The sequence below is a fragment of the Bradyrhizobium sp. 62B genome (assembly GCF_030272265.2).
Taxonomy (GTDB): Bacteria; Pseudomonadota; Alphaproteobacteria; order Rhizobiales; family Xanthobacteraceae; genus Bradyrhizobium.
This window is the reverse complement of the sequence record NZ_CP092841.2, coordinates 4681309-4701266: the sequence shown is the minus strand read 5'-3', so window position 1 is coordinate 4701266 and position 19958 is coordinate 4681309. Positions and strand designations below refer to the sequence as shown.

The following is a 19958-nucleotide window of genomic DNA, read 5'->3' as shown; positions in this document are numbered from 1 at the left end:
GACTTCCCTTGGCTTATTCGAACATCCAGCTTTTCATTGGCGGCACATGGCGCCCGGCTCATTCGGGCAAGATGATCGAAGTCCTCAATCCCGCGACCGAGGAGGTGATCGGCACCGTCGCGCATGCCGGCAAGGCCGATCTCGACGAGGCGCTGGCCGCTGCCGCTGCGGGTTTCAAGACCTGGCGCAACGTCGCTCCGTTCGAGCGCTGCCGCATCATGCGCAAGGCCGCCGCCATCATGCGCGAGCGCAATGACGAGATCGCGCCGCTGCTGACCATGGAGCAAGGCAAGACGCTCGGCGAGGCGAAGATGGAGGCGATGGCCGCGGCCGACGTGATCGAGTGGTTCGCGGAGGAGGCCAAGCGCGCCTATGGCCGGCTGATCCCGGCGCGCGGGCCGGGCATCTACCAGCTCGCGATCAAGGAGCCGGTCGGCCCGGTCGCGGCGTTCACGCCCTGGAATTTTCCGATCAACCAGGTGGTCCGCAAGCTCTCCGCCGCGCTCGCGGCCGGCTGCTCGATCATCGTCAAGGCGCCGGAGGAGACGCCGGCTTCTCCCGCGCAGCTCATCCGCGCCTTTGCCGACGCGGGCGTGCCCGACGGTGTGATCAACCTCGTCTATGGCGTGCCGGCGGAGATCTCCGAATATCTCATCCCGCATCCGGTGATCCGCAAGATCTCCTTCACCGGCTCGACCAGTGTCGGCAAGCAGCTCAACGCGCTTGCGGGCCTGCACATGAAGCGCGCCACCATGGAGCTCGGCGGCCACGCGCCCGCGATCGTGTTCAAGGACGCCGACGTCACCTCGGCTGCGAAAATCCTGGCGGCCGCCAAGTATCGCAACGCCGGCCAGGTCTGCATCTCGCCGACCCGCATGCTGGTCCAGGACGAGGTGTTCAGGGAGTTCGTCGACAAGTTCGTGGACGGCGCCAGGGCATTCAAGGTCGGCAACGGCCTCGATCCCGAGTCCAGGATGGGTTCGCTCGCCAATCCGCGCCGCGTCAGCGCCATCGAAGGCATGGTGCAGGATGCCGTCGGCAAGGGCGCCAAGCTCGAGACCGGGGGCAAGCGCATCGGCAACAAGGGCTATTTCTTCGAGCCGACCGTGGTCAGCGACGTGCCGAAGGATGCGCGCGCCATGAACGAGGAGCCATTCGGCCCGCTCGCGCTGATCTCGCGCTTCCAGTCATTCGACGAGGTCGTCGAGGAAGCCAACCGTCTGCCCTTCGGTCTGGCCTCCTATGCCTTCACCAGTTCGGCCAAGACTGCGGCCGCGGTGGGTGCCGCTGTCGAGGCCGGCATGATGTCGATCAACAGCTTTGGTCTCGCGCTGCCAGAGGTGCCGTTCGGCGGCATCAAGGATTCCGGTTACGGCTCGGAAGGCGGCACCGAGGCCATGGACGGCTATTTCAACACCAAATTCATCAGCCAGACCGGCGTATGACCGCCGCTATCGCTTGACGAAGACCAAGTTGCACGCGCGGGCCTCGTTGCGTTTGCCGGTGCCGCGGGTGCGATCGAATTGCGCGTCGACGGTAAAGGCGTAAGGCGAGCCCGGCGCGAGGTTGTTGAGCGTGTAGGCGCTTGCTCCCGTCGTGCCGCGCGCGCTCAGCGTCGTCTTGCCGTCCGCCGGAATCTGGCCGTCGATCTCCAGGCGGTTGCCGCCGTCCTTGCCCTGAACCTCGGCATGAAACACGCCGTTGGTCACGGTGCCGGCCAGCGGTCTGGTGAAACCCTGCGCCTTGCCGGTCGGCGGGCAGTGCAGGGTGACGTCCCAGCTGCCGTCGAAATCCATGCTGCCGGTGGTTCTGGCGCTGCCGCTCGGCGCAACCGCCACCTTCTGCTTCAGGCTGTCGATCCGCGCCTTGGCGAGACTGGCGAAGCTGCAGCTCGAAAATCGCGCCAGGTGATCCTCGAAGGCGCTGACGGTGCCGATGCCGTCCGCGGCCTTCCAATGGGCCTCCGCGGCCGCGCACGGGTCGGCCCGCGGCGCGGCCTGCGGCGCCCCGGGAGCGACCGTGACCGTGACCGGGCCGTTCAGATAGAACTTGCCGATGATCGACAGCGACAGCTCCGGCAGCTGGGTCTTGCCGCTGGAATCATAGACGTCGCTGCTGATGTCGCGAAAGACTTCGCCGATCTCCTGCGGCTCCTCGATGTGTTTCAGGAACGCCGTCGTGTAGGGGCTGTTGCGGCCAACGCCGTCGGCGGCGACCTGGCCGGACTGCGTCGAGAACGACACGATCGTGCCGCGCGGCGCCTCGACCTTCGACAGGCCGCGCCCGATCGATGCGGCTCGCGTCGAGCCGGCGGAGCGTTTGAGCATTTCCGCCAGTGGATTGTCGCGGCAGGAATCCAGCACCAGGATGCGCAGGTTCTTGGCCTGCTGCAGGTCGTTCACGATGTCGTCGACCCGCACGAAACGCTTGAGGTCGGCTTCATCGGTCAGCGTGGCGTCGACGGGCATCAGATAGTTCACGCCGTTGTACTGCATCGCATGGCCGCTGTAGTAAAACAGGGCGACGTCGGCTCTGCTCGCTGCGCGCGCGAAGCGGATGGTCAGGTCCTGCATGTCGGCCTGGCGCAGGTCGACGCCCTGGATCACCTCGAAGCCGCTGCGCTTGAGCGAGGCTGCCACGTCCTCGGCATCGTGTGAGGGGTTGGGGAGTTGCGCCGTAGAGGCATAGGCGCCGTTGCCGATCACCAGTGCCACCCGCGTATCCGCCGACGCAGGTCCGACGCAGAGCGAGGCGAAGAGCGCCAGACACAGACCGGGCAGGCAAAATCCGGCGAAGCAAAATCTGGAAAGAGCACTCATGAATGCCTTCCGAGGAAATATCGAAAATATCTCTCCAGATTAGCGCATGCCACGCCGACTTCAATGCCCCTGCCGGGGGAACGCTCGGATTTCGCGACCGTGACGTTCCGTCACGCTGCCATTGCCTTGCGCAGGGCCATTTCCGTCGCAATCGCGTCCCGCACGGCCGGTCGCATCTGCATGCGCGCGAGGTAGGCCGACAAGGACGGCCATTGCGCGACGTCGACGCCGGCGGGACGGAGCAGCAGCAAGGCCCAGGTGAGGTGCGCATCCGCCACCGTGAAGCTGTTGCCGACGAGGAATTCGCGCTCGGCCAGATGCGCAGACGGTATCGACAGGGTCTGGGCGATCCTTGCACGCGGCTTGGCGAGCGAGCCGTCGTCCTTGTACCAGAAGGTCGGAAACAGGAACGCCTTGTGAATCTCGGCGCCGATGAAGCTCAGCCATTCCTGCAAGCGGTAGCGATCGATGTCGCCCGGACGCGGCGCGAGGCCGCTGGCGGGCTTCAGATCGGCGATGTATTGCAGCACCGCCGCGCTTTCCGTCAGGCGTTCGCCGTTCTCCAGCACCAGCACCGGAACCGCGCCCTTCGGGGCGACGCCGTGAAAATCACCGTCATCCGCGAGTTTCTTGGTCCAGAGATGCACCTGATGATAGGTCGCATCGAGACCTGCTTCCATCAGCGCGATGCGGCTCGAAAGCGAGCAGGCCATCGGCGAGAAGTAGAGTTGCAGCATCGTCTTACTCCATCACATCAGTGCATCGCCGCGCGCGATGATCGCGAAGCGGTCGGACAGTTCGGCGAGCGCAACCTCGTGAATGCTCCGGGCGTCCAGCGTGCCGCCGCGTCCGTCGGGCAGGTCGCGCGTGGCGCAGGCATCGGCATCGATCGTCGTGCGAAAGCCGAGGTCGAGCGCGGCCCGCGCGGTGGAGCTGACGCACATATGCGTCATGAAGCCGGCCAGCACGATGTTCTTCCTGTCGATCGCGTCAAGACGCGCCTTCAGATCGGTGCCGGCAAAGGAGTTGGGCAGCTCCTTTTCGATCACGAGCTCGCCGGCATGCGGCGTCAGTTCGGCGACAATGGCGCCGCGGTCGGCGCTGCGATCGAACAGGCTGCCCGCCTTGCCGCGATGGGCGATATGAATGATCGCGGCCTTGGCCGCGCGCGCCTTGGCCAGCAGGGCAGCCGCGCGCGCAATCGCGGGCCTGGCGTCGGGCAGGGCGAGAGGGCCTGCGAGATATTCGTTCTGGATGTCGATGAGCACCAGCGCAGCATCGGCAAGGCGCGGCGGGGTTAGGTCGGCGCCGGCGAGCTGCAGCAGGGTCTTTGCAGTCGTCATGATCTCTGGAATCTCCGGAAAGCGAAAGGCAGGTTCAACATAGCCCCTGGGCGGCCTGCCGATATGCAGGGATATTGCAGCGGATGGCTGCGATATTGCAGGCCTGTCGCGATCGATATAGCTTCACCCGATGAACTGGGACGATCTCCGCATCATCGCCGCCGTCAGGGACGAGGGCACCTATGCCAGCGCCAGCGCACGCCTGCGCATCGACGAGACCACGGTCGGGCGGCGGTTGTCGCGCATCGAGCGTGCGTTGGGTTTGCGCCTGTTCGAGGCTGCCGACGGCGTTCGCAGGCCGACACGGCAATGCGAGGCGGTGCTGGCGCATGTCGAGGCGATGGCCGCGCATGCGGCCGAGATCGATCGCCTCAGCGAGGGCGTGGAGGGTCCCGTGGGACGCCTGCGCATCGCATCCACCAACACGGTCGCCGAGCAGGTGCTGTCGCCGCGTGCGAGCGATTTCCTGCGCGCCAATCCCGGTCTGATGCTGCAGTTCCTCACCTCAAGTGAGAACGTCAAGTTCTCGCGGTGGGAAGCCGATCTCGCGATCCGCCTGCGCAAGCCCGACAAGGGCGACTTCGCAATCTCGAGGCTCGGCGACATCAAGCTTTACTATTTCGAACCTGTTGCGAGCGATGGCGAGCCGATGCTCTGCACCTATCCGGATGAGTTGGGTGCCATTCCCGAGATGCAGTTCCTGCGGACCAGGAAAATCCGCGTGCGCTGCGTCACCGACAACGTTCGCGTCATCCGCAATTTGATCCGCGCCCACCAAGCCGCCGGCGTGCTGCCCGAATATAGTTGTGGGGATCTGCTCGCCGACCGCGGCCTGCGAGTCACGCTGCTGCCGAAACGGCGCGATGTCTGGCTGTTGGTGCAGAATCACCTGAAGCGCGACGCGGCGACGCGCGTGACGATCGACTGGGTCAGGCACTGCTTCAAGGACGTCCCGCAGGTCTGATCATGGGCGGCGTTCATGGCCTTCGCATTGAACGCAGTCCGCGCGATGTGCGACCAAAATCACGGAGCCGGGATTGCGCGCGCGCCAAGGTTGCGTAATCTCGTGATGAGACCTGACCGGGGCAAGCGCATGACCACTCTTTCCGAAACGATCCGGTCCTCGAGGGCGCAATCGCGGGAATGGAAGGCCATTCTCATCCTGATCCTGCTGGTCCCGGTGCTGTGGTCGCCGCTGATCCTGTTTCGCTTCGTCCTGTACCAGCCGTTCAGCATCCCCTCCAGCTCGATGGCGCCAACGCTCATGGTCGGCGACTACGTCTTCGCCGTGAAATATGCCTACGGCTACGGCCGCTATTCCATCCCGTTCGCGCCGTCCTGGATCTCGGGCCGCATCCTCGCCGCCGACCCCGAACACGGCGACATCATCGTGTTCCGGACGGCGAAGGACGGTTCGGTCGACTACGTCAAGCGCGTGGTCGGCCTGCCCGGCGACCGCATCCAGATGCGGGGAGGGGCGCTCATTCTCAACGACCACCCGGTGACGCGCGTCGGGCTCGCGGACGCGCTCGCCGACAACGCCTGCGGAGTGGATGGCGGCGTCAAGGTCCATCGCTGGCGCGAGACGCTGCCGAACGGCGCCTCGTACATCACCAACGACTGCATCGACAACGGCTTCCTCGACAACACCAACGTTGTCACGGTGCCACCGGGCCATGTCTTCGTGCTCGGCGACAACCGCGACAATTCCACCGACAGCCGCATGATGTCGAGCTTCGGCTTCGTGCCGATGGACAATCTGATCGGCAAGGTGACGCGGATCTTCTGGTCTCTCGACGAAGACGGCGAGCCCCACATGGAGCGGCTGGGCAAGGTGAGGTGAGGGGCTGTCATTCCGGGCTCGCGACTTCGTCGCGCCCCGGAATGACCGATCCTGTTGCTTTTACGTGTGACGTGCTAAACAAAAACCCCGGCATCGCTGCCGGGGTTTCGTCGTTCTTGAGAGGTCGTTGGACTTAGAAGTCCATGCCGCCCATGCCGCCGCCGGGGGGCATTGCCGGGCCGGCGCCGCCCTTCTTGGGCAGCTCGGCGACCATGGCTTCCGTGGTGATCAGCAGGGCCGCAACCGAGGCTGCGTTCTGGATCGCGGTACGGACCACCTTGGTCGGGTCGATGATGCCCTTCTTGACGAGGTCGGCATATTCGCCGGTCTGGGAGTCGAAGCCGTAATTGTAGGTCTTGTTCTCCAGGATCTTGCCGACGATCACCGAGCCGTCTTCACCGGCGTTGATCGCGATCTGGCGAGCGGGAGCCGACAGCGCCTTGCGCACGATCTCGACGCCGGTCTTTTGGTCGTCGTTCTTGGTGCGCAGGCCCTTGAGCTGCTCGGAGGCACGGAGCAGGGCGACGCCGCCGCCCGGGACGATGCCTTCTTCCACAGCCGCGCGGGTCGCATGCATCGCGTCATCAACGCGATCCTTGCGCTCCTTCACCTCGACCTCGGTCGCGCCGCCGACGCGGATCACCGCGACGCCGCCGGCGAGCTTGGCCAGACGCTCCTGGAGCTTCTCACGGTCGTAGTCCGAGGTGGTTTCCTCGATCTGCGCCTTGATCTGGGCCACGCGCGCCTCGATGTCGGCCTTCTTGCCGGCGCCGTTGACGATCGTGGTGTTCTCCTTGTCGATCATCACCTTCTTGGCGCGACCGAGCATGTTGAGCGTGACGTTCTCGAGCTTGATGCCGAGGTCTTCCGAGATCGCCTGGCCGCCGGTCAGGATCGCGATGTCCTGCAGCATGGCCTTGCGGCGATCGCCGAAGCCCGGAGCCTTGACGGCCGCGACCTTGAGGCCGCCGCGCAGACGGTTCACGACCAGGGTCGCGAGCGCTTCGCCTTCGACGTCTTCGGCGACGATGACCAGCGGCTTGCCGGTCTGCACCACGGCCTCGAGCAGCGGGAGCAGCTCGTTCAGCGAGGAGAGCTTCTTCTCGTTGATGAGGATGTAGGCATCGTCCATCTCAACGCGCATCTTGTCGGCGTTGGTGACGAAGTAGGGCGAGATGTAGCCGCGGTCGAACTGCATGCCCTCGACGACGTCGAGTTCGGTCTCGAGCGACTTGGCTTCCTCGACGGTGATGACACCCTCGTTGCCGACCTTCTTCATGGCGTCGGAGAGGAACTTGCCGATCTCCTGGTCGCCGTTCGCCGAGATGGTGCCGACCTGGGCGATCTCGTCGTTCGAGGTGACCTTCTTGGAGTTCTTGACGAGGTCGGCGACCACGGCTTCCACGGCCAGGTCGATACCACGCTTGAGGTCCATCGGGTTCATGCCGGCGGCAACCGACTTGGCGCCTTCGCGCACGATTGCCTGGGCCAGCACGGTGGCGGTGGTGGTGCCGTCGCCGGCCGCGTCAGCGGACTTGGAGGCGACTTCGCGCACCATCTGCGCGCCCATGTTCTCGAACTTGTCCTCGAGCTCGATCTCCTTGGCGACGGTGACGCCGTCCTTGGTGATGCGGGGAGCGCCGAACGACTTGTCGAGGACGACGTTGCGGCCCTTCGGACCGAGCGTGACCTTCACTGCGTTGGCAAGGATGTCGACGCCGCGCAGCATCTTGTCGCGCGCATCAACCGAGAATTTGACTTCTTTGGCTGCCATCTGGATTTTTCCTTGAGGTATTGATTGGAGGGAAAGAGGGGCTCTTAGGCCGCCTTCTTCTTGGAAGCGGGGACGTCGAGGACGCCCATGATGTCGCTTTCCTTCATGATCAGCAGGTCGACGTTGTCGATCTTGACCTCGGTGCCGGACCACTTGCCGAACAGCACGCGGTCGCCGACCTTCAGGTCGAGCGGGACCAGCTTGCCGGCTTCGTCGCGGCCACCGGGGCCGACGGCGACGACTTCGCCCTGGGAGGGCTTTTCCTTGGCAGTGTCGGGAATGATGATGCCGCCAGCGGTCTTCTCTTCTGCGTCGATGCGCTTGACCACGACGCGGTCGTGAAGCGGACGGAATTTCATGCAGTCCTCCTAAGCATTTGCTCGGGTTGAGGTTTTGAGATTGTTAGCAATCGGTGCCCGCGAGTGCTAGCACGAGCAAGGCTGAAATAGGACAGGAATTTTGCGGGGGCAAGGGCTTCTAGCAGAAAATTTGGCGCTCTGAAGGCTGGGCTGCCAGAATGTCTTTCCATCGTTAACCGGGTTTAGGGACCGTATTAGCACGGTGCCGCATCTGCTGCTAACGCATTGAATTTCAACAGCTTGTTAAACTTTTGGGCTTGAGATGGATTGTCAGTTTGCGTCACATTTCTCTCATGTGAGCGCATCAGTACCGGGTGGCTCGTAAGGCGCACACCGACCAAGCCGCCCCTTGAATGCGCTCCTGCAAAGGAGGTTGGCATGGGCTTGCGGAGTGGGGTCGTTTCCGAGGATTTCCGGAAACAGATGCTGGGTTACGGGCTGACGACGGCGCAAATTCTCTACCGGATGCCGGATCATCCCTCGCTGCTCCAGACCTATGTCTGGCAGAACTACGACATGTTTCCGAAATTCCCGGCGCTGAAGGATTTCCTGGCATTCTGGCAGGAGAAGCTTGACGGCCCCCTCCATTCGGTCACCGTGGCGCATTCCAAGCTGATCAAGCCGGCCGAGCTGCGCGCCGTGGACGGCGTGTTCCGGCTGCATTGAGGACACCGGTCTCGTAGGGCGGGCAAATGCGCGCTCTTCGCGCGCCGTGCCCGCGCTTTTTCCGATCAGGTTAGAGATGCGTGGGCACGCTTCGCTTTGCCCGCCCTACGATATCTCGGTTGGAGCTGCGCCGTGCGAACGCGCTGTCGTCGCCCGAGGCGCGATCAGGCGCCACTGCTGCAATAGCGCTGCCACATCGCGCGATAGGCCTCGTCCACCGCTCGCCCGTAGGAGACGGGGTTGCCGGCGGCGGCAGTCCGGATCTTGTCGGGCAATGCGAGGCGCAACTTGTCGAGCTCGCCGATCTCCAGGGCGCGGCTCGTTGCGATGTCGATATAGGCCTCATTGCTGTCGGTGACCCAGTCGGGCAGGCCGAGCGCCGTGAGGATGGAGCCGGCGGCACGGCTGGGCAGGCTGTTGCCGAGCTTCGCGACCACAGGCACGCCCATCTGCAAGGCTTCCCATGTGCTGACGCCGCCGTTCTGCGGGAACGGGTCGAGACAGATATCGACACGATTGAACGATGCCAGATGTTCGCTTCGCAAGGTGGCGCCGAGCAGCTCGACGCGTTCGGCCGGAATTCCGCAAGCCTCGAACCGCGCCAGCAGATTTTCGCGGATCAGCCGGTCGTCCAGCGCGACATCCTTGATCAGCAGTCGCGAACCCGGCACGCGTTCGAGAATCCTGGACCAGACGTCCGCCGCCTCGTCCGAAATCTTGCTGATGCGGTTGAAGACGCCGAAGGTGACGAAGCCGTTCGAGATCGCCGGGGTTGGCGCCCGCGCAATCTCGGCCGGCAGTGGCGTCAGCGTCACGAAGCACGGCAGGTCGACGACCGTCTCCGCAAACAGATGCCGAACCTCGTGCGGAATCGCGACCGGGTCCGAAATCAAATAGTCGATCGTCGGCAGCCCGGTGCCCGTGCCGTGGCCCCAGCCGTGGACCTGGATCGGCGCCGGTTTGCGCGCAAACACGCCGAGGCGGTTCCCTCTGGTGTGGCCGGACAGATCGATCAGGATGTCGATGCCGTCGGCGCGGATCTCGTCGGCGAGGCGATCTTCGGTCCATTGCGAAGCGTCGCGCCAGCGATCGGCGATCTCCCGGAATTGGCTGGTCGTCGCATCCACTTTCGACGAGCAGGCGTAGCACACGATCTCGAACTGCGCCCGGTCATGGTGCTGAAGGACCGGCATGAAGATCAACGCGGCCGAATGCGCGTTGAAGTCCGACGAGACATAGCCGAGCACCAGGCGGCGATCCGGATCGCGATTGTTGTCATGCGGTCTCGGCGTCTCCAGGGCGATCTTCGCGCCGACGCGTTCCCACCACATCTGACGCGCCTGCTGATGCCGCTCGACGGTGGCGTCGCCGGCAAAGTCGAGCGTGAATATCTTGTTGGAGATCGCGCTCTGCAGGTCAGGCTGGATGTCGAGAGCCCTGTCGAAACTCGCGAGGGCCTCGTCGACCCGGCCAAGTCCGGCGAGGCAAAGGCCCAGCACCAAATGACCTTGAATGGAATCGGGAGCGATCGCCAGCGCCTGTTCGCAATCGCGCGATGCCTCGGCAATTTGCTGGACCTGGAGCAGGACACCGGCCCGCGCGAGCCACCCATTCGCGTCGTCGGGAGCCAGCGCGATGGCCTGATTGCCGTCCGCCAGGGCTTCGTCAAAACGCTGAAGCTCCCGTAACACAACGGCGCGGTTCGCGAGCGCCGCCGCATAGTCGGGCTTGATCGACAGCGCGCGGTTCAAGCTTGTGATCGCCTCGTCATAGTTGCGCTGACGGCAGAGCGCCCAACCGCGGCCGTTATGGGCTTCCGCAAGGTTCGGGTCGAGTGCGAGCGCCTTGTCGTAGCTGTGCAGCGCCTCGTCGTGAAGGTCGAGGGCCGCGCTCGCGTTGCCGAAATTGGAGAGCGTTACCGCGTGGTTGGGCCGCAAGGCGAGGGCTCTTCGATAGCTCGCGCGGGCCTCGTCGTGACGCCGCAATCCGTTGAGAGCGACGCCCAGGCTCATATGCGCATCGGCGGATCGCGGATCCGCGGCAACCGCGCGGCTCAGCAGGATTTCGGCTTGCTGATAGTTCTTGGCATCGGATTCCAGAATGCCGAGCATGTGCAGCGCGACGATTTGGTTGGGCGCGAGTTGCAGGGCTTTGCGGTAGGCAGCCTGGGCTTCCGGCAAAAGTCCCATCTTGTGCAGCTGGAGTGCATGGCTGAGCATCGGCAATACTTCGGCTTTTTGCCGTTTCTGAAGCCGGGCATTCTGAAATGCTCGCTGACCTACGCTGCTGCCCATGAATCAAGTCCCCCAGAATCTCACGGGCGAGATTAATTCAGCGGGGAAACGAATACGAGGCGACGGCCGCTCACGACGACAGCTTCGGACAAGCTACGACTCTGGTCGTGCTTCGGCGCGTCCAGCCTCGAGCCCCGCAATTGCCGCATCGTCCAAGACTGGATAATCTGCCTGCGGGCCCCGCCCGTCCGGCGGGCGGGGCTCAGATCAGGGAGGCAGACAATGGCCAAGCAAAAGGCATCAAGACCCGCAACGAAGGCCGCGGTGAAGAAGCGCAGCGGCGCAAAGGTCGCGGCGCGATCGTCGGCGCGCAAGGCGGTGAAGGCGAAGGCACGCATTGTGGCTGCGAAAAAGCCCGCGCGCCCGCGGCAACGCATCGCGATCAGCCATCACCGTGAGGAAGACTTCAAGGCCGACGGCCTGCGTGCCTACGCCAAATACCGCGACCTCGGCATTGCCGACGCCACCCACGGTCTCGCGCAAGCGCATGTGATCCGCCTGCAGGGCCCCTGCAATCCCGCCGAGGTCTCGAAGCTGCACTTCCACGACGTCGAATTCCAGATGGTCTACGTACTCAAGGGCTGGGTGAAGACCTACATGGACGGGCAGGGCGAGACGCTGATGAAAGAGGGCAGCGCCTGGACCCAGCCGCCGAAGATCAAGCACATGATCCTGGATTACTCCGACGACGTCGAGCTCTTGGAGGTGATCCTGCCGGCGGAGTTCAGGACGGTGGAGTTGAAGGCCTGACGTCATTCCGGGGCGCGCGTAGCGCGAACCCGGAATCCATTGAGCGGCGGAGACGGTGGATGAATAGATTCCGGGCTCGCCGCTACGCGGGCCCCGGAATTACGGCGGAGAAACCTACGCCAACACCCCCACCACCGCCCCCATCAAGCACGTCGTCAGCGTCCCCGACACGATCGACTTCAGCCCGAGCGCGTTGATCTCCTCGCGCCGCTCCGGCGCCATCACGCCCACGCCGCCGATCATGATGCCGAGGCTGGCGAAATTGGCGAAGCCGCACATCGCGTAAAGCATGATCAGGCGCGAGCGCGGATCGAGCGCGCCTTCCGGCAGCTTCGAGAAGTCGACATAGGCGATCAATTCGTTGAGCACGGTTTTGGTGCCCATCAGGCTGCCGGCGGTGACGGCCTGATCCCACGGCAACCCCATCAGCCAGCATACCGGCGCCATCACGAGGCCGAGCAGGCGCTGCAGGGAGATGGCGGCACCGCCGATTTGAGGCAGCAGGCCGAGGATCGCGTTGACGAGATAGACCAGCGCCACCAGCACCAGCAGCATGGCGACGATGTTGATCAGCAGCTCAATCCCCGCGCTGGTGCCCTTTACGATCGCATCCATCGTGCTGGCAACCTCCATCTCGGGATCTTCCAGCGTGCCGCCGGTGCGCTTGTCGGAGGTTTCGGGCACCATGATCAGGCTGATCAGGATCGCGGCCGGCGCGCCGAGCACGGACGCGATCACGAAATGTGCGGCGGCGTCGGGGATGAGGGGAGCAAGCAGCGTCGCATAGAGCACCAGCACCGTGCCGGCGATGCCCGCCATGCCGCCGGTCATCACCAGGAACAATTCGCTGCGGGTCATCTGCGCCAGATAAGGCCGCACGAACAGCGGGGCCTCGACCATGCCGAGAAAGATGTTCGCGGCGGTCGACAGGCCCACCGCGCCGCCGACCCCCAACGTCCGCTCCAGCAGCCAGGCCATGCCGCGAACAACAGGCGGCAGCACGCGCCAATAGAACAGCAGCGTCGTCAGCACGCTCATGACCAGCACGATCGGCAGCGCCTGGAACGCGAGGACGAAATCGGCGCCCGGCACTTTGAGATCGAAGGGCAGGGGGCCGCCGCCGATATAGCCGAACACGAAGGCGGAGCCGGCGCGCGAGGCCGCGGAGATCGCGCCGACCGCATCGTTGATGGCGCCGAAGGCATGCGCGACGGCCGGCAGCTTCAGCAGCATGATCGCGGTGACGAAGGTGACGACGAGGCCGATCGTCGCCTGTCGCAGCGACACGGCGCGCCGGTTCTCCGTCAATGCGAAGGCGATCAACAGCAATGCGAAAATGCCGAGTGCCGATTGCAAGCGCAGCATGATGTCCCCAAACCCTCAATGATTATGGCCGCGCCTGCGCTGCAAAGGCAATGCCGGGACATCCGGGATGCGTCCCGCTGTTGACAAGCGGGTCCGCCTCGGTCACGCGGAGCCCTTCGACATCGAGGGGAAGAGCGGTCCGAGGGTGACCCAGCAGGCGATGCCAGAGCAGCCAATATCCGGACATCCACAGGTCAGCGCCCGCGCGCTTCTCGCCCACCGCGCCTTCCTGTTCTTCCTGCTCTCGCGCAGCCTGTCGCGCTTTTCCAGCCAGATCGCGGCGGTCGCGATCGGCTGGCAGATCTACGATCTGACAGGGTCGGCCTTCGATCTCGGCATGGTCGGCCTCGTCCAGTTCCTGCCGACCGCGCTGCTCGTGTTCGTTGCCGGTCACGCCGCCGACCGCTTCGAGCGCAAGCGCGTGGTCCAGCTCTGTCAGGCCGTGGAGGCCGCGACCGCGCTCTATCTCGCAATCATCACCTATCTCGGCGCCGTCGGCGAGGTTCAGATCTTCGTCGCGACCTTCGTGCTTGGCATCGCCGGCGCATTCGAGAGCCCGACCACGGCGGCGCTGCTGCCGGCGATCGCGCCGCAGGGATCGCTGCAGCGCGCCACCGCCGTCTCCAGCGGCGCGGCGCAGGTCGCGACCATCACCGGGCCGGCACTGGGTGGCTTCGCCTATGCGATCGCCCCGCATCTCGCCTATGCCATGATGGTGCTGTTCTGGATCTTCGGAATGATCCTGACCGGCTTCATCCGGCCGCGCCCGCAGGCCATCGCAAAGGAAGGGACGGAGACGGACAACATCTTCGCCGGCGTCCGCTTCATCCGCAGCAATCCGGCGATCCTCGGCACCATCTCGCTCGATCTGTTCGCCGTGCTGTTCGGCGGCGTCACCGCGCTGCTGCCGATTTATGCCCGCGACATCCTGCAGACCGGCCCGGTCGGGCTAGGGGTGCTGCGCGCGGCGCCCGCGGTCGGTGCGCTGCTGATGACCATGGTGCTGGCACGTCACGCCATCTCGCGCCATGTGGGGCTGCGCATGTTCCAGGCCGTCATCGTGTTCGGCCTCGCCACGATCGTGTTCGCGCTGTCGTCCTGGATGTGGCTGTCGGTGTTGGCGCTCGCCGTGCTTGGTGCCGCCGACACGATCAGCGTCGTGATCCGCTTCTCGCTGGTGCAGCTCGCAACGCCCGACGAGATGCGCGGCCGGGTCGGCGCGGTGAACTTCCTCTTCATCAACGCCTCCAACCAGCTCGGCCAGTTCGAAAGCGGGGTGGCCGCCGCGCTGCTCGGCGCCATGCCCGCCGCCGTGCTCGGCGGCGTCGCCACGGTCGCCGTGGCGCTGCTCTGGATGAAGCTGTTTCCGAGCCTGCGGAAAGTGGAGAGTTTGGAGTAGAGGCAGTCTTGTGTCCCGGACAAGTCGCAACGCGCCAGCGTTGCGGCGCAGAGCCGGCAACTGTTATGTTGGTCTAGTGTACAGGTACGGCTTTCGATCGCGCATGATGGCGTTGAGGACCGTCAACAGCTTCCTGGCAACGGCAATGAGAGCGAGCTTGGCAGGTTTACCGGCCTGTCGCAGTCGAGCGTAGAAGGCCTTGAATGGATCGGCCCGGCGGACCGCATTGAGAGCGGCCATGTAGAGGGCATCGCGGACGCGCTTTCGGCCCCCGACGATCTTCCGCTTGCCGCGGTAAGCGCCGCTGTCGACGTTGAAGGGAGCCAGGCCGGCGAGCGCGGCCACCTGCTTCGGTCCCACTTTTCCGAGTTCCGGCATCTGCGCGATCAGCTGCATGCAGGTTACGGGGCCCACGCCGGGAAGTGACCGCATCAACTGCGCATCATCGGAGACCTCCGGCTCAGTCTTGATCAGCGCGCTAATATCGGCCTCGATTTCGGCGATCTCATTGTCGAGGACTTCAATGAGCCGACCGATGCGATCGGCCATGGCGCGGTCCTCGGCCTCGCTGCGCCTGTTCTTCTCCTGGGCACGCATGAGAACCAGTTGATCCCGCCGTTTTGCAAGCCCCGCCAGGGCATTGCGGGCAGGATTGGCAGCCTGCTCAGCGGCAGGCTGCATGGCCCGGGCAAAGCTCGCCAGCATCCGGGCATCGATCGGGTCGGTCTTAGCGAGCTGGCCGCTGGCGCGCGCAAAGTCCCGGGCCCGGGCCGGGTTGATCCGGGCAAAGCGGATGCCAGCCTGGTTGAGCGCCTCACGAAGCTCAAGGTCATAGACGCCCGTGGCTTCAAAGACGACCAGCACATCGCATCGCCAACGCGCCGCGATCTGTGTGATGGCCTGCGGCGCGTTGGCGATGCGCTCCGGCACGCCCAGGCTCTCATCGAAGATATCGAGATATCGTTTGGAGACGTCGATTCCGACGTAACGAGGGCGTATGATCATGGTGCCTGTCCCTGTGATGCGTGGTCTGTTGGCGCAGCCTCGTGCAACTGTTCAGGTTGATAGATGGAACGGGCGGGAGACCGAGCCGGCTCACGGCGTCAAGCGCCAAGGACCCAACGGCTTCCCGCCCACTCCACCATGACAGGATTTCGATACACAGGGACCCAGAGCGCCAGAACCGAGATCGCGGAGGCATGGGCCCCGGCTCAGCAGCGCGTCATTGCATGCCGCGCAGCGTCCGGGGCACGAGCCGAAAGAGCTGGATGCCCCCGAAAGCTGCGTCCGCGAAGCACAGAGGAATCAATGAGATCCCTACCGTGCATGGGGTTGTTTTCGCGTTTTTTGATTTAGCCCCGTCCGACGAACGGCATCTTGGTCGCCATCACCGTCATGGTCAGCACATTGGCATCGAGCGGCAGGCCGGCCATGTAGGCGACGGCATCGCCGACCGCCTTGGCGTCCATGCGCGGCTCGTGCTTGGTCGTGCCATCAGGCTGCAGCACGCCGGGGCCGTTGACCATGCGGTCGGTCATCGGGGTCGCGGCATTGCCGATGTCGACCTGGCCGACGGCGATGTCGTACATGCGGCCGTCGAGGTTCGAGGCCTTGGTCAGGCCCGTGATGGCGTGCTTGGTCGAAGTATAGGCCGCCGAGAACGGCCGCGGCGCATGCGCCGAGATCGAGCCGTTGTTGATGATGCGGCCGCCGCGCGGGCTCTGGTCCTTCATGATGCGGAAGGCGTGCTGGGTGCACAGGAACGGGCCGGTGAGGTTGGTGTTCACCACCGCCTGCCACTGCTCGAGGCTGAGGTCCTCGAACGGCACTGCGGGCGCGCCCATGCCGGCATTGTTGAAGAGCACGTCGAGGCGGCCATAGGTGGCCTTCACCTTGTCGAACAGCGCGGCGATCGAATCCGGCTTGGTCATGTCGGCGGTGACGCACAGGCTCTTTCCCGCGGGGCCGAGCTTCGCGGTCTCCTCGAGCATGTCGAGGCGGCGGCCGACCAGCACCACGGTGAAGCCGGTGTTCATCAATGCCAGCGAGGCCGCGCGGCCGACGCCGGTGCCCGCGCCCGTCACCAGGGCGATCTTCTTTGCTTCACTCATCGTTTCCTGCCTTTTCTCTGGAGCTGTCAGGTTTTGGGTTCTTTTTCGTTCTTGTAGGGCGGGCGTGGAATGTTCTGATGCGCGGCGCGCAGCGCCGCCGACCAGCGCGAGCGCAGGTCGTGGAAATAGGGCTCGCCTGCCTCGATACGGTGGTTGAGGTCGGCCTCGCAGGCGTCGGCGCGCACCACCAGCACGTCGATCGGCAGGCCGACGCCGAGATTCGAGCGCATGGTCGAATCCATCGAGATCAGGCCGGTCTTCAGCGCCTCGTAGAGCTCGACGTCGTAATGCATGGCGCGGTCGAGCACCGGCTTGCCGTATTTGTGCTCGCCGATCTGCAAATAGGGCGTGTCGGTGGTGCACTCGATGAAGTTGCCGGCGGTGTAGATCATGAACAGGCGCATCCGGGAGCCCTTGATCTGGCCGCCGAACAGGAAGGAGACGTCGAAGGACACGTCCTCGGATCGCAGCGCCGGACCTTCGGTCGCGTGCACCGCCCGGATCGCCCGGCCGATGCGCTGGGCGGCCTGGAACATGGTCGGCGCGTTCATCAGCGTCTCGAGCTCGCCCGTGTTGGGGTCCTCCAGGCCTTCGGTCAGCGTGGAGAGCACCGACTGGCTGATGGCGAGGTTGCCGGCGCTGGCGATCGCCATGATGCGCTCGCCGGGTTTTGAGAAGATGTGCAGCTTGCGGAAGGTCGAGACGTTGTCGAGGCCGGCATTGGTGCGGGTGTCGGCGATCATCACCAGACCGTCCCGAACCAGGATTCCGCAGCAATAGGTCATTTCCAGTCCCCGAACGCGTTTGCGCGGAATTACTAGCCAATTTCAAGGAGGCATGAAACCCCCGATTGCCCGGGGCGGGACCTCAGTCCGCCGCATCGACCAGAAACGCCTCGTCGACGGGAACGCCGAGCGCCGTGACCAGCCGGTTCGTCTCCGCGGCCATGCCGACGATGGCGAGCATCTCGGCATATTCGGCCTCGGTCATGCCCTTGGCCCGTGCGGCGGCGGTGTGGGAGTGGATGCAATAGCTGCAGCCATGCGCGATCGACACCGCGACATAGAGCATCTCCTTGACCTTGGGGTCCAGCGCGCCGGGCGCCATCACCTCCTTGATGCTCTCCCAGGTCCGCCGCAGCGTCTTCGGATCATGCGCCAGCGCGCGCCAGAAATTGTTGACGAAGTCCGACTTCCGCACTTTCCGGATATCGTCGAAGACGGCGCGCGCTTCAGGGGAGAGTTCATCGTCGGAGAGCAGTTTGACAGTGGCCATGGGGACCTCGCGGGGGCTGATCCCGCGAGTGTAGCATGGCCGATGCGATCCGACGGCGGCGCCTAGCTCTGCCGCTGCGATTGCGATTGCGAAGGCCCGCCGCGGCCGGCCTGCTCGACCTTCACGGCCACCGTCAGCGTCTCCGTGCCGCCGCCATAGCGGGTGCCGCGCACGGGCGCCGCGCCGAGATAGTCGAGCCCGATCGCGACGCGGACATGGGCGTCGGTGGCGCAGATGCTGTTGGCGGGATCGAAGCCGACCCAGCCGAGATCCGGCACGAAGGCTTCCGCCCAGGCGTGCCCGGCGTCCTGATGCGAGAGACCGTCCGCGCGCAGGAAGTGGCCGGAGACGAAGCGTGCCGGCACGCCGCCGGCGCGGGCGCAGGCAATGAAGATGTGCGCGTAGTCCTGGCAGACGCCTCGTTTGAGCGTGAACGCCTCCGCCGCCGAGGTGCCGCTATGGGTCGGGTCCTCGTCGAACGTCATGTGATCGCCAATTTGGGTCATCAGCGCATGCAGGAAGCCGAGCGTGTCGCTCTCGGCCTCGCTGCGCAACTGACGCGCCACCGCCATCATCGCCGGATTGACGGAGGTGAGGTCGGTCGAGCGCAGGAACATGCCCGCCGGAAAGCGTTCGTCGGTGCCGCGCAGCACGCCGCCGGTGTCGTGGGTCTCGATCAGCCCTTCGGCGGTGATCTGGATGTCGCCGACGGGACCGCAGGACAGCACATGGGTGACGTTGCCGAACGCATCCTCATGCGTGTCGAGCTTGGTATCCGTGGAGACGTCGATCTGCCATTCCGCCACATATTGGCCGTCATGGCTGCCGGGCGTCATGCGCAGGATCTGGATCACGCTCGTCGCCGGCGGCTCGTAGCGATAGGTCGTGGTGTGCAGGATTCGCAGGCGCATGGTGTTTGATTTCCGTTATTCCGGGATGGCGCGAAGCGCCAGACCCGAAATCTCGAGGTTCCGGGTCTGGTCTTTCGGACCATCCCCGAACGACAGCGTGGGTCAGATCAAATACTGCTTCGTGATGATTTCGCCCAGCCTGGAATTGTCCGTGATGAATTCCTGAATGAATTCATGGACGCCGTGCTGGAAAATGTCGTTCATGTTGCTGTGTTCCAGCCGGTTGCGGATGCCGCGGGCGTGGCGCTGGGCCGCGCCCTGGCGGCCATAGGCGACGCCGATCTGGTCGAGGTTGCGCACGAGATTGCCGTAGCAACTGGCCAGCGAGCGCGGCAGCGTGTCGTTGAGGATGAGCAGGTCCGCGATCAGCCAGGGTTTCAGCGTCTCGCGATAGACCCAGTGATAGGCCGTCAGCGCCGAGACCGAGCGCAGGATCGAGCTCCACTGATAGAAGTCGAGAGGGCCACCGACATGCTCCTCCTCGGGCAGCAGCACGTGATACTTCACGTCGAGAATGCGCGCGGTGTTGTCGGCGCGCTCCAGATGCACGCCCATCCGCGAGAACCAATAGGCGTCGTTGCGCAGCATGGTGCGGTAGGCCGAGCCGTCGAAGCGCAGCGAGGTCTCCTGCACGAAGCGCAGGAACTTTGCGAGGTCCTCGCGCGTCGAGGTGCCCTTGCTCCAGACCGCCTGAAGCTCGATCCAGGCCGAGTTGATGGTGTCCCACATCTCGCTGGTCAGCGCGGTGCGCACCGAACGCGAGTTCAGCCGCGCCGCCTCGATGCAGTTCCTGATCGAGGACGGGTTGTCCGCCGAGAAGGAGAGGTAGTCGACGACGTTGTGCTCGTTGGCTTCCTCATAGGTCTGATAGAAGCTGGCGGCGACGCCGGCGGTGAGCAGCGCCGAGTCCCATTCATTGGTCTTGCCGATATAGGCGGCGGGAAGCGCGGTGACGCGCAAGGTCGCATCGATGGTGCGCGCGAGATATTCGGCCCGTTCGACGTAGCGGGCGAGCCAGTAGAGGTTTTCGGCGGTACGCGACAGCATCG

At 64.7% G+C, this 19958-nt stretch carries 19 protein-coding genes; 6 read left to right on the top strand and 13 right to left on the bottom strand.

Going from position 1 to position 19958, the window contains the following annotated elements:
• The first annotated feature begins 8 nt into the window (after positions 1-8).
• On the top strand, positions 9-1445 hold the full coding sequence (locus ML401_RS22365) for an NAD-dependent succinate-semialdehyde dehydrogenase (RefSeq protein WP_285806937.1): 1437 nt from the start codon (positions 9-11) through the stop codon (positions 1443-1445).
• Positions 1446-1451: 6 nt separating this feature from the next.
• On the opposite strand, the gene ML401_RS22360 is transcribed toward ML401_RS22365, so the two are convergent.
• The 3 genes from ML401_RS22360 to ML401_RS22350 form a co-directional block, all read right to left on the bottom strand.
• Positions 1452-2819 carry a caspase family protein gene (locus tag ML401_RS22360; protein WP_259213503.1) on the bottom strand — a complete coding sequence of 456 codons (1368 nt, stop codon included), beginning with the start codon at positions 2817-2819 and terminating at the stop codon, positions 1452-1454.
• Positions 2820-2929: 110 nt separating this feature from the next.
• Entirely contained in the window at positions 2930-3556 is a 627-nt protein-coding gene (locus ML401_RS22355) for a glutathione binding-like protein (protein WP_285806936.1), read from the bottom strand.
• A 12-nt stretch (positions 3557-3568) separates the two neighbouring features.
• Entirely contained in the window at positions 3569-4162 is a 594-nt protein-coding gene (locus ML401_RS22350) for an isochorismatase family protein (RefSeq protein WP_285806935.1), read from the bottom strand.
• A 130-nt stretch (positions 4163-4292) separates the two neighbouring features.
• Between ML401_RS22350 and ML401_RS22345 the strand changes: the two genes are divergently transcribed.
• A complete protein-coding gene (locus ML401_RS22345) occupies positions 4293-5126 on the top strand; it encodes a LysR family transcriptional regulator (RefSeq protein WP_211419025.1) in 834 nt (277 codons plus the stop codon).
• Between the two features lie 129 nt (positions 5127-5255).
• Complete coding sequence (lepB, locus tag ML401_RS22340; RefSeq protein WP_285806934.1) at positions 5256-6005, top strand: signal peptidase I; 750 nt, start codon at positions 5256-5258, stop codon at positions 6003-6005.
• A 133-nt stretch (positions 6006-6138) separates the two neighbouring features.
• Here the strand turns inward: lepB and groL are convergent, their stop codons facing one another.
• Together groL and ML401_RS22330 are read right to left on the bottom strand one after the other, a co-directional pair.
• On the bottom strand, positions 6139-7779 hold the full coding sequence (gene groL, locus ML401_RS22335; RefSeq protein ID WP_194403051.1) for a chaperonin GroEL: 1641 nt from the start codon (positions 7777-7779) through the stop codon (positions 6139-6141).
• A gap of 44 nt (positions 7780-7823) precedes the next feature.
• Entirely contained in the window at positions 7824-8138 is a 315-nt protein-coding gene (locus ML401_RS22330) for a co-chaperone GroES (protein ID WP_211419027.1), read from the bottom strand.
• A 378-nt stretch (positions 8139-8516) separates the two neighbouring features.
• On the opposite strand from ML401_RS22330, the gene ML401_RS22325 reads away from it, so the two are divergent.
• Entirely contained in the window at positions 8517-8804 is a 288-nt protein-coding gene (locus tag ML401_RS22325; RefSeq protein WP_194403049.1) for an usg protein, read from the top strand.
• Positions 8805-8968: 164 nt separating this feature from the next.
• Here the strand turns inward: ML401_RS22325 and ML401_RS22320 are convergent, their stop codons facing one another.
• A complete protein-coding gene (locus ML401_RS22320; RefSeq protein ID WP_285806933.1) occupies positions 8969-11098 on the bottom strand; it encodes a glycosyltransferase family 41 protein in 2130 nt (709 codons plus the stop codon).
• Positions 11099-11320: 222 nt separating this feature from the next.
• Between ML401_RS22320 and ML401_RS22315 the strand changes: the two genes are divergently transcribed.
• Positions 11321-11848, top strand: a complete 528-nt coding sequence (locus ML401_RS22315) for a cupin domain-containing protein (protein WP_285806932.1) — start codon at positions 11321-11323, stop codon at positions 11846-11848.
• Between the two features lie 114 nt (positions 11849-11962).
• On the opposite strand, the gene ML401_RS22310 is transcribed toward ML401_RS22315, so the two are convergent.
• Positions 11963-13213: a NupC/NupG family nucleoside CNT transporter gene (locus tag ML401_RS22310; protein WP_285806931.1), complete on the bottom strand. Its 1251-nt coding sequence runs from the start codon at positions 13211-13213 to the stop codon at positions 11963-11965.
• Between the two features lie 160 nt (positions 13214-13373).
• On the opposite strand from ML401_RS22310, the gene ML401_RS22305 reads away from it, so the two are divergent.
• Positions 13374-14612, top strand: a complete 1239-nt coding sequence (locus tag ML401_RS22305; protein ID WP_285812721.1) for an MFS transporter — start codon at positions 13374-13376, stop codon at positions 14610-14612.
• Between the two features lie 63 nt (positions 14613-14675).
• Here the strand turns inward: ML401_RS22305 and ML401_RS22300 are convergent, their stop codons facing one another.
• The 6 genes from ML401_RS22300 to ML401_RS22275 form a co-directional block, all read right to left on the bottom strand.
• Positions 14676-15617, bottom strand: coding sequence for an IS110 family transposase (locus tag ML401_RS22300; protein ID WP_285806930.1), 942 nt, complete (start codon positions 15615-15617; stop codon positions 14676-14678).
• A 347-nt stretch (positions 15618-15964) separates the two neighbouring features.
• Positions 15965-16723 carry an SDR family oxidoreductase gene (locus ML401_RS22295; RefSeq protein ID WP_259213459.1) on the bottom strand — a complete coding sequence of 253 codons (759 nt, stop codon included), beginning with the start codon at positions 16721-16723 and terminating at the stop codon, positions 15965-15967.
• A gap of 26 nt (positions 16724-16749) precedes the next feature.
• Complete coding sequence (locus ML401_RS22290; protein WP_194403044.1) at positions 16750-17508, bottom strand: proteasome-type protease; 759 nt, start codon at positions 17506-17508, stop codon at positions 16750-16752.
• Positions 17509-17590: 82 nt separating this feature from the next.
• Complete coding sequence (locus tag ML401_RS22285) at positions 17591-17998, bottom strand: carboxymuconolactone decarboxylase family protein (protein ID WP_211419032.1); 408 nt, start codon at positions 17996-17998, stop codon at positions 17591-17593.
• Positions 17999-18060: 62 nt separating this feature from the next.
• Positions 18061-18909 carry a transglutaminase family protein gene (locus ML401_RS22280; protein ID WP_211419033.1) on the bottom strand — a complete coding sequence of 283 codons (849 nt, stop codon included), beginning with the start codon at positions 18907-18909 and terminating at the stop codon, positions 18061-18063.
• A 102-nt stretch (positions 18910-19011) separates the two neighbouring features.
• Positions 19012-19956 (bottom strand): alpha-E domain-containing protein, encoded by a 945-nt coding sequence (locus ML401_RS22275; RefSeq protein WP_194403041.1) that lies wholly within the window; start codon positions 19954-19956, stop codon positions 19012-19014.
• Between the last annotated feature and the right edge of the window lie 2 nt (positions 19957-19958).

Coding starts and splice junctions, on each gene's coding strand:
- ML401_RS22275 (WP_194403041.1), bottom strand. CDS start 19,956: ATGCTGTCGCGTACCGCCGAAAACCTCTACTGGCTCGCCCGCTACGTC.
- ML401_RS22350 (WP_285806935.1), bottom strand. CDS start 4,162: ATGACGACTGCAAAGACCCTGCTGCAGCTCGCCGGCGCCGACCTAACC.
- ML401_RS22325 (WP_194403049.1), top strand. CDS start 8,517: ATGGGCTTGCGGAGTGGGGTCGTTTCCGAGGATTTCCGGAAACAGATG.
- ML401_RS22345 (WP_211419025.1), top strand. CDS start 4,293: ATGAACTGGGACGATCTCCGCATCATCGCCGCCGTCAGGGACGAGGGC.
- ML401_RS22320 (WP_285806933.1), bottom strand. CDS start 11,098: ATGGGCAGCAGCGTAGGTCAGCGAGCATTTCAGAATGCCCGGCTTCAG.
- ML401_RS22360 (WP_259213503.1), bottom strand. CDS start 2,819: ATGAGTGCTCTTTCCAGATTTTGCTTCGCCGGATTTTGCCTGCCCGGT.
- ML401_RS22305 (WP_285812721.1), top strand. CDS start 13,374: ATGCCAGAGCAGCCAATATCCGGACATCCACAGGTCAGCGCCCGCGCG.
- ML401_RS22315 (WP_285806932.1), top strand. CDS start 11,321: ATGGCCAAGCAAAAGGCATCAAGACCCGCAACGAAGGCCGCGGTGAAG.
- ML401_RS22280 (WP_211419033.1), bottom strand. CDS start 18,909: ATGCGCCTGCGAATCCTGCACACCACGACCTATCGCTACGAGCCGCCG.
- ML401_RS22295 (WP_259213459.1), bottom strand. CDS start 16,723: ATGAGTGAAGCAAAGAAGATCGCCCTGGTGACGGGCGCGGGCACCGGC.
- ML401_RS22330 (WP_211419027.1), bottom strand. CDS start 8,138: ATGAAATTCCGTCCGCTTCACGACCGCGTCGTGGTCAAGCGCATCGAC.
- groL (WP_194403051.1), bottom strand. CDS start 7,779: ATGGCAGCCAAAGAAGTCAAATTCTCGGTTGATGCGCGCGACAAGATG.
- ML401_RS22290 (WP_194403044.1), bottom strand. CDS start 17,508: ATGACCTATTGCTGCGGAATCCTGGTTCGGGACGGTCTGGTGATGATC.
- ML401_RS22285 (WP_211419032.1), bottom strand. CDS start 17,998: ATGGCCACTGTCAAACTGCTCTCCGACGATGAACTCTCCCCTGAAGCG.
- lepB (WP_285806934.1), top strand. CDS start 5,256: ATGACCACTCTTTCCGAAACGATCCGGTCCTCGAGGGCGCAATCGCGG.
- ML401_RS22355 (WP_285806936.1), bottom strand. CDS start 3,556: ATGCTGCAACTCTACTTCTCGCCGATGGCCTGCTCGCTTTCGAGCCGC.
- ML401_RS22310 (WP_285806931.1), bottom strand. CDS start 13,213: ATGCTGCGCTTGCAATCGGCACTCGGCATTTTCGCATTGCTGTTGATC.
- ML401_RS22300 (WP_285806930.1), bottom strand. CDS start 15,617: ATGATCATACGCCCTCGTTACGTCGGAATCGACGTCTCCAAACGATAT.